The following is a 16,409-nucleotide window of genomic DNA, read 5'->3' on the forward strand; positions in this document are numbered from 1 at the left end:
ATTTAGGCTGTGGCCAACCTCAAAAAGAAGGAAAGCCGCGATGACCTGGTCAGCCAAGCAATACACGATGTTCGAACAACAGCGCACACGTCCGGTGCGCGATCTCGTCGCGGCTATTCCCAATACCCAAGTGCGCAATGCCGTCGACCTGGGTTGTGGCCCTGGCAACTCCACTGAAGTGTTGGCCGAGCGCTACTCGCAGGCTCGCATTACCGGTATGGACAACTCCGATGACATGCTGAAGGACGCCCGTCAACGGCTGCCCGCGCTGAACTTCGAACGGGCGGATATCGGTGATTGGAAACCTGCGCAAACCTTCGATGTGATTTTGGCTAACGCGTCCCTGCAATGGCTGCCCGACCACGCCACGCTTTACCCGCATCTGGTCCGGCAACTGACGCCCGGTGGCACGCTGGCGGTGCAAACACCGGACAACCTCGATGAACCCGCCCACCGGCTTGCCCGCGAAGTGGCGGCAGATGGCCCGTGGTCCGCCAGGATCGGCGCGGTCAAACACAATGAACGCCACACCGCGAGCTACTACTACGAATTGCTGAGCAAACATTGCAGCACAGTGGATGTATGGCGCACCACCTACCAGCACCCATTGGCGGATCACGCCGCAGTGGTGGAATGGTTCAAGGGCTCTGCCCTCAGGCCGTTCCTCGCGCCTTTGAGCGAGGATGAAAGGGCTGACTTCCTCCAGCAATACACGGCGCGGATTACCCAGGCTTACCCAGCCCTGGGCGATGGCACCGTGCTGCTGCCGTTTCCGCGCCTGTTCATTATCGCAACCCGCTGACGCAACCACGCCAAGTGGTGGTCACACCGCCGCCGCTTGCGCCTCCAGGTACTCATCCGCCGACATCACGGCGGCATAACCAAATGCCAGCGACGCCATGTAGGCCCCATGCACCTGCGCCGCTGGAATCAGTTGGCCGTTGAACTCCAGGTCGCGTGTCGCACAGGCGTCATGAATCACTGTGACCTTGTACCCCAGGTCTGCGGCAGCCCGTACCACGCCGTCGATGCACATATGGCTCATGCTGCCGACCACCACCAGTTCGGTGATGCTGCGCTGTTCCAGCAGGGTGCGCAGGTCAGTCTGGCGAAAGGCGTTCACAAAGTGTTTGAGTACCACCGGCTCGTTGCCCTCATTCAGCACTTTGCTGCGCAGGTGGGCACCCTCGGAGCCCGGCGTGAAGAACGGAGCGTCGTCGGAGGTGAACTCATGACGCACATGGATCACCGCATCGCCTTTCTGGCGAAACGCCTGCAGTACCTGTGCGGCCTTGTCCGCCGCAGTCTCCACGCCGTCAAGCGGCCACTTACCCTGGGGGAAATAGTCATTCTGGATATCGATCAGGATGAGTGCTTGCTTGACCATGTATGTTGCCTCGCGATGGATGATGGGCTGCGCAGAATCGTGCAGAACGCCACCACCTTAAAGCGGCGTCGTGCAGAATAAAACAGGCTAACTGCCATCGCTTTCTTTGCAACTGCTTGATTTCACAAACGTCCTTTTTCAGCGCGCCTTGGCGTGATCCCTGCAACCTTATCCCCACATATATGGCGGGATGGCCAAGGGGGACGCATGACCCCGATTCAACGCAAGAGGCTGGTAGTCGCTCACTCCACACGCGAGGGTGCGCCGTTGCACGAGGTGGAAACCAACCGTGCCCTGGCACGCTGGCTGGCGCAGATTCTGGGGCTCAGATTCGGTGGCAGCTACGACCCCGAGTTGCATGCCGGACGAGCCTTGTACCTTTTACCCACACAAACCCTGGTGGGCCAGGCCCAGGCACGCGCACTCAATGTCCATGGCCCGGAAGATCTGTGGGGCGGCTACGTCGATCACGATTTCATCTGCACCAAAGCCATCAGTCATGGTGTGCTCAGCCCGCAAGCCAAAACCCCCGAAGGTTGGTCAACGCTGTTCTGCGAGCGTGTGCGAACCGTCGTATTGGACGGCTTGAGTGTCTTTGCCCTGGAAGACGCACGACCTGCAGCGACCCGTTTGCTCTACAGCGGGCCCATTCGCATGAAACCCGTGCATGCCTGCGCGGGGCGTGGCCAGGAAGTTATCCACAGCGTGGATGAATTCGACGCGGTGCTGGCACGGCCCGACGCCGCGCAACGTTTCAGTGAAGGCATGGTGCTGGAGCAGGACCTGCACGATGTGGTCACCCACAGCGTGGGGCAGAGTTTTATCGCCGGTCACGTGTTGAGCTACTGCGGCGAGCAATACCTGACAACAGACGGGCAGGGCGAAAACGTCTACGGCGGCTCCAACCTGTTGGTGGTACCCGGAGGCTACGACGACCTGTTGCAGCTCGAACTGTCCGATGACGTGCGCGAAGCCATCGTACAAGCCAGGGTTTTCGACACGGCGGCCGATGAGGCGTACCCCGGTTTTTATGCTTCACGGCGCAACTACGACATCGCCCAGGGCCTGGACAACGATGGCCAGCGTCGCAGTGGTGTGCTTGAACAATCCTGGCGCATGGGCGGGGCCAGCAGTGCGGAAGTCGCCGCCCTGCAAACGTTTATCAACGACCCCGGCCTGCGCGCGATCCGTGTGTCCTCAGTGGAAACCTACGAGGACCAACCGCTGCCCGCCGACGCCATCGAGGTGTATCGCGGCCCGGCGCAAAACAGCGAATTTCTTCTCAAGTACGTGACGGTTAAAACTTATGACGGCTAGAAGCGAAAGCATTGCGATCGACATTGACGACGAACAGATGAGCGCTACGTTCCTGAGCCCCAAGTCCAAAGTACCCGGGGTATTGTTTGTGCACGGCTGGGGCGGTAGCCAGGAGCGCGACCTTGAACGCGCCAAAGGCATTGCCGGCCTGGGGTGCGTGTGCCTGACCTTCGACCTGCGCGGCCACGCCGGTAGTGGCATTCCATTGGCGCGAGTGACCCGTGAAGACAACCTGCGCGACCTGCTGGCGGCCTACGATCGGTTACTGGCGCACCCGGCAATCGATACCTCGGCCGTGGCCGTGGTGGGCACCAGCTACGGCGGCTACCTCGCGGCGATACTCACCTCGTTGCGCCCCGTGCGCTGGCTGGCGCTGCGCGTGCCTGCGCTGTACCGCGACCAGGAATGGCTCAAGCCCAAACGCGATCTGGATAAGGCCGACCTGATGGATTACCGCAGTACGCTGGTTCACGCCGAGACCAATCGCGCCTTGCACGCGTGTTCCGTGTTTACCGGGGATGTACTGATTGTCGAATCGGAAACCGATGACCATGTGCCCCACGCGACGATCATGAGCTACCGCGCGGCGTGCCAGCACACGCACTCCCTGACGCATCGCATCATCGATGGGGCCGACCATTCCCTCAGCGATCCGGTGTCCCAGCAGGCCTACACCTCAATCCTGGTGGACTGGGTCACCGAGATGGTGGTGGGCGAACGGTTGAGTATCATCCAGTCCCCGTAGAGCGTTCATGCGGGTGTCTTCTTGACCCTGAGCGCCTTGGCCTTGGCTTCCACGGCGAGGTACATCATCAGCGCGATCAACAGCGGCACAATAAAGTAGATGGCCCGATAGGCGATCAACCCCGCCAGCAAGCTGCCCCGCGACGCCTCATGCTGCATCAGCGCAATGAACACCGCTTCCAGTACGCCCAGCCCGGCCGGTATATGGGTGAGCACCCCGGCAATCGCGCTGATCAGCAGCACGCCCAGTACCAGTGGGTAGTCCAGTTTGGCCGGTAGCAGGGTGAAGATCACCGCAGCCATCAGCGACCAGTTCAGCGCCCCCAACATCAACTGCAAGCACGCCATGCGCAGGGACGGCAGGTTGATTTCCATGCCGCGAATCGTCCAGGCGCGTTTTTTCGAATACCGGCAGGCCAGCAGATACCCGAGGCTGACCAGCACCAACACAGCACCAATGCCTTGCAGCGCAGCACTGCTGACTTTCCAGCCGGGCGGCATGCTGACCAGCCCGCTGCTGAAAATCACCCCGGCTATCGCCATGTAGCCGAACCAGTTGGTCGCCAGGCTGAGGCCGAGGATCTTGGCAATATTGGCGGTGCTGACCCCCAGCCGCGAATACAGCCGGTAACGCATGGCGATACCGCCAACCCAGGCACTCAGGTTGAGGTTGAACGCGTAGCTGATGATGCCCACCGGCAAAATCTGCTTCCACACCAGGGGCTGGCGAATATAGGTGCGGCCGATCAGGTCGAAGCTGGCGTACACCAGGAAACTGCACAGCGTCAGCGCGCTGGCGATCACCAGTGTGCGCACTTTGAAGTCGCCCAGGGTCTGGACCACTTCGCTCCAATCGATACGCCGTGCGAGCAAGGTGAACAGCACGATCAGCAACAGGAAAAAGGCGATGGTCAGCGGTTTTTTCCAGCGCTTGAACCGCGAACCTTGGGCATCAGATGTCATGGTGCTGGACCTCAAAAGGTTCGAGTCGAGGCTTGTGTTTCGGCAACCGGCCTGCCAGCGCCGGGAAATGCCGCATCACATGAAACACCAGGAACCCGACGGTCAAACGCCAGAGCCACAGGCGCTGCTTGCGGTTTTCCGGCAGGGTGCGGCAATGGTTGTTGGCCAGGTTTTCCAGGCGCTCATACAGATGCTGATTGAATGCACGATCGCGGATCAGCACATTGGCTTCCAGGTTCAATGCCAGGCTCAGCGGGTCCAGATTGCTTGAGCCCACGGTGCTCCAGTCGTCATCCACCAGCGCCACCTTGCCGTGCAGCGGGCGCTCGCAGTACTCGTGAATCACCACGCCGTCCTTGAGCAGATAACCATAGAGCGTGCGCGCCGCCAGTTTGGCCAACAGCACGTCAGGCTGGCCCTGCATGATCAGTTGCACGTGCACGCCCCGGCGCGCGGCATTGCGGATTTCGCGCAACAGGCGATAGCCAGGGAAAAAGTAGGCGTTGGCGATCACCACGCGCTGTTGTGCCTGGCTCAATGCGTAGATGTAGGCTTCTTCGATGTCATCGCGGTGCTGCACGTTATCGCGGTAAATCAGGCGCACCTGGCCATCGCCGTTTTCGGTGTGCCACAGCGACGGCCTCTGCTGGCGCCGCCGCCAGCCGCGGCGCGTGCGTACCTGGCGGCCACTTTGCGCAAGCGCGAAATGATGCAGGTCCGCCACCGCCGGCCCGATAATGCGCAGCGCATAATCCTGCTTGGCCTCGGGGCCATAATCACCCAAGTGATCGGCAGAGAAATTGATGCCGCCGATGAACGCGACTTCGGCATCCACCACCACAATCTTGCGGTGCAGGCGACGAAACCAATTGGTGCGAATGCCCAGCGTCTTGGCCGCCGGGTCGAACATCTGCACCACCACTCCGGCCTCGGCCAGTTCCCCCAGGAACGCCGGGCTCAGCTCGCCGCAACCAAATCCATCCAGGCTGGCCACTACCTTCACCCCACGGTTCGCGGCCTCGATCAGCACGGCCTTGAGCTCATGGCCGACCTTGTCTTCGAAGAGGATGAAGGTCTCCAACAGGATCTCCCGTCGGGCGTTACGCAAGGCATCGAAGACCCGTGGAAAGTACGCCTCGCCGTTCTCCAGCAACTCGACCTGGTTACCGCTCTGCCAGCCGTAATCCAGGTCGCGGGCCTTGGCTTCGTCTGGCGGCTGATCAGTGGAAATATGCTCTACGGCCACGTTCATAGTTCGATCTCCACCGACAGCGGCACATGGTCCGACAGGTGGGACCATGGCCGTGTCGTCAGTACCCGGGGGTTATGCACCTTCACATTGCGCACGTAAATTCGGTCCAATGGCAGCAAAGGCAGGCGTGCAGGGAATGTACGCGCAGGCTTGCCCAGGGCTTGTACGAAGACTTCCTGAAGGCCGCTCTGGCTCAGGTCGGCCTTCCGGCGCCAGTCGTTGAAATCGCCGGCCACCACCAGCGGCGCCGTGGCGGGAATCTCGCTGATGCGCTGCTCCAGCAAGCGCAATTGCTGCTGGCGATGCACCTCACGCAAGCCTAAATGAATGCAGATCGCGTGCACTTCCTGCCCGGTGCCCGGCAAGCGCAGCACGCAATGCAGCAGGCCACGGTTTTCATGCCCGCTTTGCGAGATATCGAGGTTGTCGTAGCGCACGATCTGGAATTTCGACAACAGCGCGTTGCCGTGATCGCCATGGGGGTAGACCGCATTGCGCCCGTAAGCGAACTGCGGCCAGATGCTGTCGGCGAGGAACTCGTACTGCGGCATATTCGGCCAGTCGCTGTAGCGCTGGGGGTGGCGTTCGTGCGTGCCGTGGATCTCCTGCAGGAACACCATATCGGCGCCGACGCTGCGCACCGCTTCACGCAGCTCGGGCAGGATGAAGCGTCGATTCAGCGCGGTGAAGCCCTTGTGGATATTCACCGTCAGCACCGTGAAATGCGTGATGGCCGTGGTGGGTGGGGTAGGGACCAGCTCCACTTGGGTCATGGCAACACCCCCGGCTCCGGCAATGTGCCGGGCGTTGTCACCAGGTGTTTGTCCAGCCCGAAACGCTGCAGCAATTGGCGTGCATCAAAGGGCGCGCGCACCTTGATGTCATTGTCGAAAAAGCAGAAGACCTCGCGCTGTTTAAGGGCGCGGGGCTTGCGTTGCGGGGCGACCAGATGCGCATCCGCCGGTTGCTTGCCCTGCGCCCAGCACTCGATGCGATCGCCCCAACGCTTGAGGGCTTCGTCGCTGTAGCCGCTGGCGTACAGCTTTTTGTCGCCGTGCAAGCGCAGGTAAAGGAAATTGGCGGTGACGTCTTCGAGATAGGGCCACTTGCCGGCGGTGTCTGCGACCACCAGCGCTACGCCGTGTGTTGCCAGCATCTGCACGAATTCCGGTACCGCAAAGCTTTTATGGCGAATCTCCACGGCGTGGCGCAACGCTCGCTTGCCATGGGGTTGCATGCTCGCCTTGCCATTCAGGCGCGGCTCATGCTGGCGGGCGAGGGCGGCGGCTTGTTGGGTATCGGTGGGTAATTCGGCCAGGAAGGCTTCGAACAGTGGCGGGTCGAACTGGAAGCTGGGCGGGAACTGCCAGAGGATCGGCCCAAGCTTTTCTTTCAGCTCCAGTACACCTGAGGCGAAGAAATTGGCCATCGCCTTGTGCACCTCGCGCAGGCGCAGGATATGCGTGATATAGCGCGGCGCCTTGACGCTGAACTGGAAGTCTTCAGGTGTCTGCGCATACCACTCGGCGTAGCGCTTGGGTGTTTGCAGCGCGTAGAACGAGCCGTTGATTTCGATGCTGTTGACGGCGCGTGACGCAAACTGCAACTCACGTTTCTGGGTCAGCCCCTCGGGGTAGAAATCCCCGCGCCAAGGCTTGTAGCGCCAGCCGGAAATGCCGATGTGTATCGCCGCCATGGTTGCTCCCGTGAATGATGGGTCGGTTGACCGCTGTTCAGGGATGACTGAGAGACTCGGCGGAAAGTTTCCCCGTTCCTACAGACGGCACATACCCAGGAGGGAGCGAGCAAGCCCGCTCCCCCTGGCGTTTGCGCTGCGACGGCTTCAGTGCCCGGCGACGACAGGGTTCGACGACTCGGCATACACCGGCCCCAACCGGTCCAGTCGGCCACTCCATGCCGTCAGTGCCAATGCCACCAGCACCACCAGGCCACCGATCCAGGCCGTGTGGATCAGCCCCATATGCGCCACGATCAAACCTCCGCCCCAGGCGCCACCGGCGATACCCAGGTTAAACGCGGCGATATTCAGCCCCGATGCCACATCCACCGCTTGCGGGGTGTGATGCTCAGCCTGGCGCACCACATACACCTGCAGGCCCGGCACGTTACCGAAGGCGACCGCGCCCCACACCAGTACGGTGGCCAGGGCCAGCCACGGGCTCGCTGCGGTGAACGTCAGCATGAACAACACCGCCGCGAGCAGGGCGAAGATGATTTTCAATGCACTGATGGGGCCGCGTTTATCGGCAAGCTTGCCGCCCCAGATATTCCCGGCGGCCACCGAAACGCCGTACACCAGCAGCACCAGGCTCACCGTGCTGGCGCTGAAGCCAGAGATATCCTGAAGGATCGGCGCCAGGAAGGTGAACGCGATAAACGAGCCGCCGTAGCCGATGGCGGTCATGGCATACACCAGCAGCAGGCGCGGTTGCTGGAGCACTTGCAGTTGTTGCAGCAGTGACGCGGGTTTGCTGTGGCTGATGTTTTTCGGCACATAGATCAGGCTGCCGATAAACGCGATGACGCCCAGGGCCGAGACGGCCAGGAAGGTTTCACGCCAGCCGAAATGCTGGCCGATGAAGGTGCCCAGCGGTACGCCGGTGACCAGGGCGACGGTCAAGCCGGTAAACATGATGGCGATTGCGCTGGCGGCTTTTTCCTTGGGCACAAGGCTGGTGGCGATGGTCGAGCCGATCGAGAAAAACACGCCATGGGCCAGGCCGGTGACGATCCGCGCCAGCACCAGGGACTCATAACTCGGCGCCTGCCAGGCCAGCAGGTTGCCGAGGGTGAACAGCACCATCAACGACAGCAGCAGCAATTTGCGCGGCACTTTGCCGGTGAGGGCGGTGAGCACCGGCGCGCCGATGGCGACGCCCAGGGCGTAGAGGCTGACCAACAAGCCGGCGGACGGCAGGTCGACACCCAGGTCGGTGCCGATGGTAGGTAACAGGCCAACGATGACGAACTCGGTCGTCCCGATGGCGAAAGCGCTGAGGGTCAGCGCGAGCAAGGCAATGGGCATGGCTGCAACTCCGGTGGGTTTGATTCAGGAGCGCAGTGTCTGGGTTTGGCTTGTGCGGAAAAAGCCAAGGATTGGCATTTGATATTTGCCTCGTGCGCAAAAGTAAGGCGAGGGGAACGATCAGGGCGCAAACCCGTCAGTTCCTTACAGACCCTGCTGAAGGAGCCGCTGTTTTGCCCACTCTCAAGACCGCATTACTGCTCGGTGCGCTGCTGTTGTTCGGCAACGGCGTGCTGCAAGCTGCCACAACTGCGCCGGCTCAGGCGGCGGCGCCTGCCGAACCGGCCAAGCCGGAGCTGTTGGTGGAAGGTGGCTTGCTCGGCGCCATCAGCTCGAGCATCGACGACGTGCAAGACAAACTCGACCTCAATCAAAACCTCATCGACGCCTGGCGCCTTCGCGCCGACCGTGCGGCGGATGAGGTCGGGCGCCTGGTCGACCAGACCGCCCAGCGCTCGCCGTGGAGCGTGGCCGGGGATTTCCTGCTGCTGTCCGGGGTATGGGGCGGCGCCTTTGCGCTGTTGATGCTGCTGGGACGCTTGATCGTACGGCGCTTGAGTCGCCGGCGCTTCATTGAGCGGCGTGGGCGCGTGCAAGCGCTGCTGGGTTACGTGCTGCCCTACACCCTGCCGGCACTGGTGTGCCTGCCACTGACGCTTTACGTCAGCCACTTTCTACCCTCGTCCGTGGGGCGTGCGCTGGCGCTGTGTTTCGCCTATGCCACCAGCAGCGGCATTTTTTCCACCTCGATGTTGTTGTGCGTCATCGTCATGTTCAACGTCGGGCATAAGCGTGCGGCCGTGCGGATTATTCGCGGTTACTCGCCCAGGCCGTTGTTCCTGATCGGCTTTCTGGCCGCCCTCAGCGATGCCTTGACCAGCCCGCAGATCGCCCGGCAACTGGGCGGCAATATCACCAGCAGCATTGCCGTGTTCACTGGGCTGTTTGCCACGGTGATCTTTGGCGTACTGGTGATACGCCTACGGCGACCGGTGGCTCATTTGATTCGCAATCGGCCATTGGCCCAGCGCCTGAAACACCCGGCGCTGCAACAATCGCTGCGAGTGTTTTCCGGCTTGTGGTATTGGCCGATCCTGTTGATGGTGTTGGTCTCGGCGATCAACCTGATCGGTGCCGGCGACGATAGTCAGAAGGCCCTGCGTTGCGCCTTGTTCACCACGATCTTGCTGATTGGCACGGTGTTCCTCAGTACGGTGCTGCAACACCTGTTCAAGTCTCGCAGCCAAGTGGCGATCCAGCGCAGCAGCGCCTACAAGGAGCGCTTCCTCAGCCTGTTGCACGCGATCCTGCGCATTGTCATGGCCATCGCGTTTATCGAAATTCTCGGGCGTATCTGGGGCGTGTCGTTGTTTGAATTTGCCCAGCGCAACTCGGTCGGCCGGGCGATCAGTGACTCCTTGAGCAGTATCGGCCTGATCCTGCTGGTGACCTGGCTGTTCTGGGTGGTCCTCGATACGGCGATCCAGGAAGCGTTGAAGCCACCGGTGAACAAGCGTTCCGGCCGCCAGCCGAGCACGCGGGTCAAAACCATCCTGCCGCTGCTGCGCAATGCGGTGAAAATCATCCTGGTGGTGATCTGCGCGATCACCACCATGGCCAATCTGGGGATCAACGTCGCGCCGCTGTTGGCGGGTGCCGGTGTGGTCGGCCTGGCCATCGGTTTTGGCTCCCAACAATTGGTGCAGGACGTGATCACCGGCCTGTTCATCATCATCGAAGACACCCTGTCGATTGGCGATTGGGTGGTGCTGGACTCCGGCCACGCCGGTACGGTCGAGGGGCTGACCATCCGAACCCTGCGCCTGCGCGACGGTAAAGGCTTTGTGCACTCGGTGCCGTTCGGGCAGATCAAGGCGGTCACCAACCAGTCGCGGCAATTTGCCTATGCGTTCTTCTCGGTGCAGTTCACCTACGACACCGACGTGGATAAAGCCGTGGAGCTGATCCGCGAGGCCGGGCAGTCGATCCGTGATGACGTGTTCCTCAAGTACAACCTGCAAGGGCCGCTGGAGGTCTTCGGCGTCGACAAGATGGACCTCAATGGCGTGGTGCTCACTGCGCAGTTCCGCACGGTGTCGGGCGGCCAATATGCCGTCAGCCGTGCGTTCAACCAGCGCCTGAAAAAGCTTGTGGATAACTGTGCGCAGGTGCACTTCGCGCAAACTTATCCACAGCAGGTCCTGTTGCCCAAGCGCAACGCCCAGGTGGATGAGCCGGATGAAGAGGCACCGGCGTCAGGGGTACTGACCGAACAACCGCGCCCTCAATGACCGGGTCGTTTTTTTCTGACATTCCCCTTGTGGGAGGGGGCTCCCGATGAGGCCCCCCCATTTCAATGCCTGATCAACTTCTCCTGCACCGCCTGCTGATCCGTATCCACCAGCAGTTGCTGCTTGCCACTCACCAGCACCGCTGCGGGCAACCCGTCGCGGTACACGATCCGGTTCCCGCTTAGTGCCGGCACCTTGCTCCCCGGCAACAGGGTACCGACCAGGTTCAACGGGTCCGCGCCACATACGGCAACCAGGCTGCCGTCGTGTGGCCTGCGGCGTACTTCGCGCAGTAACGGGATCGCCTCCGGCAACGCAAACTGTTCCCCCGCCAAGCCACTGACAAAGCGTCCACCACGGATTTCCCCACGCGCCTCCAGCCGGTGAAAGGTGCGCAGCAACTCCCGCCAGCTCGGCAGCCACTCCGCCTCGCGCTCCAGCAAACGCCAGAACACCACGCCATAACGGCGCAGCAGCGTCATCGCCACATGCTCCAGCGTTTCGGCCGAATGCGCGCCGGCGGCGCTGGTTGAACGGCGCACCAAGGCCCAACGGCCGGCATCGTCCATGCCACCGACAAAGGCGCCACGCCCACGCCGGCTGCTGCGCGCCTGGCGTTTGCTGACGGGAGTGGTCAGCGCACGCAGCCCGGCAAAGCTGTCGGCATTCACCAACCCGGCACCCACCAGTTCCTGTAATGCGGTTTCCAGTTCACTGCGCAGCAGGTGAGCTTCATGCACCAGTTCATCAAAAAACAGCGCGCCCTGTTCACGCAGGGCTTGGTGGACTTTCTGCGCCTTGGGCGACAACGTCGCGCTGTCGGTCAGTTCGGTCAGCCCACTCCACAATGGCGCCTGGCTGCGTGGCAACAGCACGACCGGGGTACTGCGCAATGCGCTCGCGGCGGCCTTGTTACTCAAACGCATCCACACCAGCTTGCCGCTGCGGCACAGTTCATCGAGCCAGGTGCAGGTGTAGTCCTTGAGTCGCGCGCTGAGCAAGTCGGTGTCCCAGGCGGATGCGGCTGCGGCATAGCCTTCGAACTGGGCCATGACTTGCGCCAACATGGCGCTGCCCTGGCCGCGTGTGGCGGTGGACAGGTGCTGCCAATCAAACAGAAAACGCATGAAGTCCTGCAACGCCACCGGTTCGATTTCGCGGCGCAGGCGCTTGACCGTGTAGCGATGAATGCGCGCGAGCAAATGCCGTTCGCACCATTGTTCTGCGTTGGCGCCGGGGCTGAAGCGACCGCGCAGCACATAGCCTTCCTGCTCCAGACGCGCCAGCGCCTGGGTGACATCGCTCACCGGCAGTTCCAGGGGCGCGGCGATTTCGCTCAGGCTCAACGGGCCGAAGCCACTCAGGCGTGCGCGCAGCACTTCTACCACCGCTTCATCATAGCTCCAGGGTTCATCGAAGCCCGGCAGCAACGGCCAGTTGCCGGGATAGATCGCCTGCAAGCAACTCAAGCGTTCCACGGCCACCCACAGGCCGTTGGGCAACGGATAGGCGCGCCCAGCCTGGGCCAAGGCCTGCAGCCACGCGGCCCATTGCGGCGTGACTTCACGGGCGGCGATACACGCCAGGCTCATCAGTGCCTCATGCATTTCATCCGGGCCGTTGGGCGCCGGCCAGGCTTCTTCACGCACGCCGGCGATAGCGTCGGCGTCCAGCGCACCGAGGTCGTCGGTACTCTGCGGGTCGCTCCAGCGCCGGTTGAGCACGGCCTGGGTGCGGCGTTCTTCCAGCGGGGCGTCGTCGAGAAAGGTGTAGGGGCGGGCACTGAGGATTTCGGCGGCCATGGGCGAGGGCGCCGGCAGGTCGCGGCTGATCAGGCGCACCTCGCCGCGCTCCATGCGTCGCAGCAGGGCCAGCCAGGCATCGCTGTCCATGGCTTCGTGCAGGCAGTCGTCGAGGGTTTGTTCGACCAGTGGGTGGTCGGGGACTTCGCGCTCCCCGGCCAGGTTCTCCAGGCAGGCGATCTGGTCGGGGAACACGCTGGCGATCAGGTCTTCGCTTTTCATGCGCTGGATCTGCGGCGCCACCTTGCGCCCACCGGTAAACCTCGGCAACGCCAGGGCCACGCCGGCGTTCCAGCGCCAGCGCACGCCGAACAACGGCGCATCCAGCACGGCCTGGATCAGGATGTGCTCGGCGCTGTGGCTGTTGAGATACCGCCACACCTCATCCAGCGCAAAGCTGTGGCTGGTGGACAGCGACAGCACGATGGCATTTTCACTGGCGGCGGCCTGCAACTCGAAATTGAACGTGCGACAAAACCGCTTGCGCAGGGCCAGGCCCCAGGCGCGGTTGAGGCGGCTGCCGAACGGTGTGTGGATGATCAGTTGAGTGCCGCCGGACTCGTCGAAAAAGCGCTCCATGATCAACGTGTCCTGGGACGGCAAGGCACTCAGTGCCAGGCGCGCGCGGGCCAGGTAATCGAGAATCTGCTCGGCGCTGGCGCGGTTCAGGCCGAGGGTGTCGGTGAGCCAGCCCAGCGCGGCTTGCAAGTCGCCCGGGCTGGCGCCGAGCAGGGCGTCCAGTTGCCCCTGCAAGCGCGCCACCGCCGCCGACAGCTCGTTGCTGCGCCCAGGCGCTTCGCCGAGCCAGAAAGGAATGGTCGGTGGCTGGCCGTGGGCATCCTCGACGCGCACCTTGCCGGCGTCCACGCGCACAATTCGGTAGGACGTATTGCCGAGCTGAAAGATATCCCCGGCGATGCTTTCCACCGCGAAGTCCTCATTGACGCTGCCGATATTCAAGCCCTGGGGTTCGAGCAGCACGCTGTAGTCGGCGTTGTCGGGGATGGTGCCGCCGCTGGTGACGGCCGTCAGCCGGGCGCCCCGGCGACCGCGCAGGGTATGGGTGACCGCGTCGCGGTGCAGGTAGGCGCTGCGGATGCCTTGGCGCCCGTTATAGCCGTCGCTGAGCATATGCAGCAGCGCCTGATAATGGCGCTCATCCAGCGCGGCGTAGGGTGAGGCACGACGAACCAGGTCGAGCAGCGCCTGTTCCGGCCATTCCTGGGCGCTGACTTCGGCGATGATCTGCTGGGCCAGTACGTCCAGCGGCGCCACGGGAATCTGCAGCGTATCCAGCTCGCCCCGCCTGACGCAGTCGAGCAGGGCGGCGCATTCGATCAAGTCATCGCGGGTAGTGGCAAACAGACGGCCCTTGGGCGTGCCGCCGACCTGATGCCCGGAACGGCCAACCCGTTGCAGAAAGCCGTTGATCGAACCGGGTGAGCCGATCTGGCACACCAGGTCCACGTCGCCGATATCAATGCCCAGTTCCAGCGACGCCGTGGCAATCAGTACTTGCAACTCGCCGGCCTTGAGCCGCTGCTCGGCGTCCAGGCGCAGCTCCTTGGCCAGGCTGCCATGGTGCGCGGCCACGGCAGCCTTGCCCAGGCGCTCGCTCAAATGCCGCGCCAGGCGTTCGGCCAGGCGCCGGGTATTGACGAATATCAGGGTGGTGCGGTGTTCGCGGGCCAGTGTGGCGAGGCGGTCGTAGACCAATTCCCACACATCGTTGGCCATCACCGCCGAAAGCGGCACTGGCGGCACTTCGATATCCAGGTCGCGAGCCCGTGCATGACCGATATCGACGATGGCGCACGCGCGCCCCGTGCCCACCAGAAAGCGCGAGACCGCCTCGATAGGTTTTTGCGTGGCCGACAGGCCGATCCGCGTCAGCGGTTCGGTGCACAGCCCTTGCAGGCGCTCCAGGCTTAACGCCAGGTGGCTGCCGCGCTTGCTGGCGGCAATGGCGTGGATCTCATCGACGATCACCGTGCGGGTGCTGCCCAGCATCTGCCGGCCGGAGTCCGAGCCCAGCAGTACATACAGCGATTCGGGGGTGGTCACCAGGATATGCGGCGGGCGCTTGCGCATCAGGGCGCGGTCTTTTTGCGGGGTGTCGCCGGTGCGCACGGCGGTGCGGATCACCAATGGCGGCAAGCCCTGGCGCTGTAACTGTGCGGTGATGCCCGCCAAGGGGTTTTGCAGGTTGATCTGGATGTCGTTGGACAGCGCCTTGAGCGGCGACACATACACCACCAGCGTTGCATCCGGCAGTTGCCCGCCATGGGCCAGGCCCTGATGGACGAGGTCATCGAGCACCGCCAGGAAGGCGGTCAGCGTCTTGCCGGAGCCGGTGGGCGCGGCGATCAGGGTTGAGCGGCGCTGGCGGATCAGCGGCCAGGCCTGGGCCTGCGCATCGGTCACCGAGGGGAAGGTACTGCGGAACCAGGCGCTGACGGCGGGGTGGAAGCCGTCCAGGGCCGTGTCCGTGGATTCAGGAAGGTTCATGCAGTCAGTTATGGCGCCGGCCCCGACAAGTTGCAACCCCACACTTTTATCCGTGACGGTTGCGCGATAAACCCGCAAAATGCAACGATTCTTACAAATATCCAAAAACCTTCGTTCCACACAGACCGGGCCTGCTCAATCTATGCGAATGCGCCTTATGTTACTGGGCGGCGGGAATGCCCTCGGGCAGGCGCTGATTCGCCTCGGTGCAGAGGAAGACATCGGTTTCCTCGCACCCAAACCGCCCCAAGATGGCTGGGATGCCGCGAGCCTCACCCAACTGCTCGACGACACCCGTCCCGATGCGTTGATCAACCTCGCCTACTATTTCGACTGGTTCCAGGCCGAGGCCGTCAGCGAAAGCCGTCTGGCCGCCCAGGAGTTCGCCATCGAACGCCTGGCTGAACTGTGCCAGCACCACGGCATCACCTTGCTGCAACCGTCCAGCTACCGCGTGTTCGACGGTTCCCGCGCCACCGCCTACAGCGAAAAAGACGAGCCGGTGCCTTTGGGCCTGCGCGGCCAGGCGTTGTGGCGTATTGAACAGAGCGTGCGTGCGACCTGCCCGCAGCATGTGTTGCTGCGGTTTGGCTGGCTGCTGGATGACAGTGTGGAGGGCACCCTGGGGCGCTTCCTGGCCCGTGCCGAAAAAACCGATGAGTTGTTGATGGCTGACGACCGTCGCGGCAACCCGACGCCGGTGGATGACGCTGCGCGGGTGATCATTTCAGTGCTCAAGCAACTCGATTGCGCGGCACCGCTGTGGGGCACCTATCACTACGCCGGCCAAGAGGCGACCACGCCGTTGGCCCTGGGCCAGGCGATCCTCACCGAAGCGCGCAATTATCACGCGCTGGCCATCGAATCACCCACCGCCCAGGCCCACGCGGCACGGCCGGATGCGAGCGATGAGCCGCAACATGCGGTGCTGGCCTGCAAGAAAATCCTGCACACCTTCGGCATCAAGCCACGGGCGTGGCGGGCGGGGCTGCCGGCATTGCTGGACCGCTATTACCGCCACACCTGACCCACCACAAAACCGAATGTGGGAAAGCTCCAAATGTGGGAGGGGGCTTGCTCCCGATTGCAGTGCGTCAGC

Annotated in this window: 12 protein-coding genes; 5 read left to right on the forward strand and 7 right to left on the reverse strand. The window is 62.8% G+C overall.

Going from position 1 to position 16,409, the window contains the following annotated elements; all coding sequences use genetic code 11:
- Window positions 1-40: 40 nt before the first annotated feature.
- Complete coding sequence (tam, locus tag C9383_RS18175; RefSeq protein ID WP_090365569.1) at window positions 41-802, forward strand: trans-aconitate 2-methyltransferase; 762 nt, start codon at window positions 41-43, stop codon at window positions 800-802.
- 21 nt (window positions 803-823) lie between these two features.
- Here tam and C9383_RS18180 read toward each other — a convergent pair whose 3' ends face one another.
- Window positions 824-1,387 carry a cysteine hydrolase family protein gene (locus C9383_RS18180; protein ID WP_090365571.1) on the reverse strand — a complete coding sequence of 188 codons (564 nt, stop codon included), beginning with the start codon at window positions 1,385-1,387 and terminating at the stop codon, window positions 824-826.
- Between the two features lie 207 nt (window positions 1,388-1,594).
- Here C9383_RS18180 and C9383_RS18185 point away from each other — a divergent pair, with 207 nt between their 5' ends.
- Together C9383_RS18185 and C9383_RS18190 are read left to right on the forward strand one after the other, a co-directional pair.
- Window positions 1,595-2,704 (forward strand): DUF3182 family protein, encoded by a 1,110-nt coding sequence (locus C9383_RS18185; protein WP_090365572.1) that lies wholly within the window; start codon window positions 1,595-1,597, stop codon window positions 2,702-2,704.
- A complete protein-coding gene (locus tag C9383_RS18190; RefSeq protein ID WP_090365574.1) occupies window positions 2,694-3,449 on the forward strand; it encodes an alpha/beta hydrolase family protein in 756 nt (251 codons plus the stop codon). The genes C9383_RS18185 and C9383_RS18190 overlap by 11 nt, the downstream gene beginning before the upstream one ends.
- A gap of 5 nt (window positions 3,450-3,454) precedes the next feature.
- Here C9383_RS18190 and C9383_RS18195 read toward each other — a convergent pair whose 3' ends face one another.
- The 5 genes from C9383_RS18195 to C9383_RS18215 form a co-directional block, all read right to left on the reverse strand.
- Complete coding sequence (locus C9383_RS18195) at window positions 3,455-4,411, reverse strand: lysylphosphatidylglycerol synthase domain-containing protein (RefSeq protein ID WP_090365575.1); 957 nt, start codon at window positions 4,409-4,411, stop codon at window positions 3,455-3,457.
- The gene (gene clsB / locus C9383_RS18200; protein WP_090365577.1) at window positions 4,401-5,663 is read right to left on the reverse strand and encodes a cardiolipin synthase ClsB; all 1,263 of its coding nucleotides are present in this window, start codon (window positions 5,661-5,663) and stop codon (window positions 4,401-4,403) included. Before clsB ends, C9383_RS18195 begins: the two co-directional genes overlap by 11 nt.
- Window positions 5,660-6,436 (reverse strand): endonuclease/exonuclease/phosphatase family protein, encoded by a 777-nt coding sequence (locus tag C9383_RS18205; RefSeq protein ID WP_090365579.1) that lies wholly within the window; start codon window positions 6,434-6,436, stop codon window positions 5,660-5,662. Before C9383_RS18205 ends, clsB begins: the two co-directional genes overlap by 4 nt.
- Window positions 6,433-7,359 carry a DUF72 domain-containing protein gene (locus C9383_RS18210; protein ID WP_090365580.1) on the reverse strand — a complete coding sequence of 309 codons (927 nt, stop codon included), beginning with the start codon at window positions 7,357-7,359 and terminating at the stop codon, window positions 6,433-6,435. Before C9383_RS18210 ends, C9383_RS18205 begins: the two co-directional genes overlap by 4 nt.
- A 147-nt stretch (window positions 7,360-7,506) precedes the next feature.
- Window positions 7,507-8,709, reverse strand: coding sequence for an MFS transporter (locus C9383_RS18215; RefSeq protein WP_090365582.1), 1,203 nt, complete (start codon window positions 8,707-8,709; stop codon window positions 7,507-7,509).
- A gap of 173 nt (window positions 8,710-8,882) precedes the next feature.
- On the opposite strand from C9383_RS18215, the gene C9383_RS18220 reads away from it, so the two are divergent.
- Complete coding sequence (locus C9383_RS18220; RefSeq protein WP_090365583.1) at window positions 8,883-11,000, forward strand: mechanosensitive ion channel family protein; 2,118 nt, start codon at window positions 8,883-8,885, stop codon at window positions 10,998-11,000.
- A gap of 62 nt (window positions 11,001-11,062) precedes the next feature.
- On the opposite strand, the gene C9383_RS18225 is transcribed toward C9383_RS18220, so the two are convergent.
- Window positions 11,063-15,310: an Lhr family helicase gene (locus C9383_RS18225; RefSeq protein ID WP_090365585.1), complete on the reverse strand. Its 4,248-nt coding sequence runs from the start codon at window positions 15,308-15,310 to the stop codon at window positions 11,063-11,065.
- 142 nt (window positions 15,311-15,452) lie between these two features.
- Here C9383_RS18225 and C9383_RS18230 point away from each other — a divergent pair, with 142 nt between their 5' ends.
- Window positions 15,453-16,337 (forward strand): sugar nucleotide-binding protein, encoded by an 885-nt coding sequence (locus C9383_RS18230; protein WP_090365586.1) that lies wholly within the window; start codon window positions 15,453-15,455, stop codon window positions 16,335-16,337.
- Window positions 16,338-16,409: the final 72 nt, after the last annotated feature.

Source organism: Pseudomonas palleroniana (genome assembly GCF_003031675.1).
Classification (GTDB): domain Bacteria; phylum Pseudomonadota; class Gammaproteobacteria; order Pseudomonadales; family Pseudomonadaceae; genus Aquipseudomonas; species Aquipseudomonas palleroniana.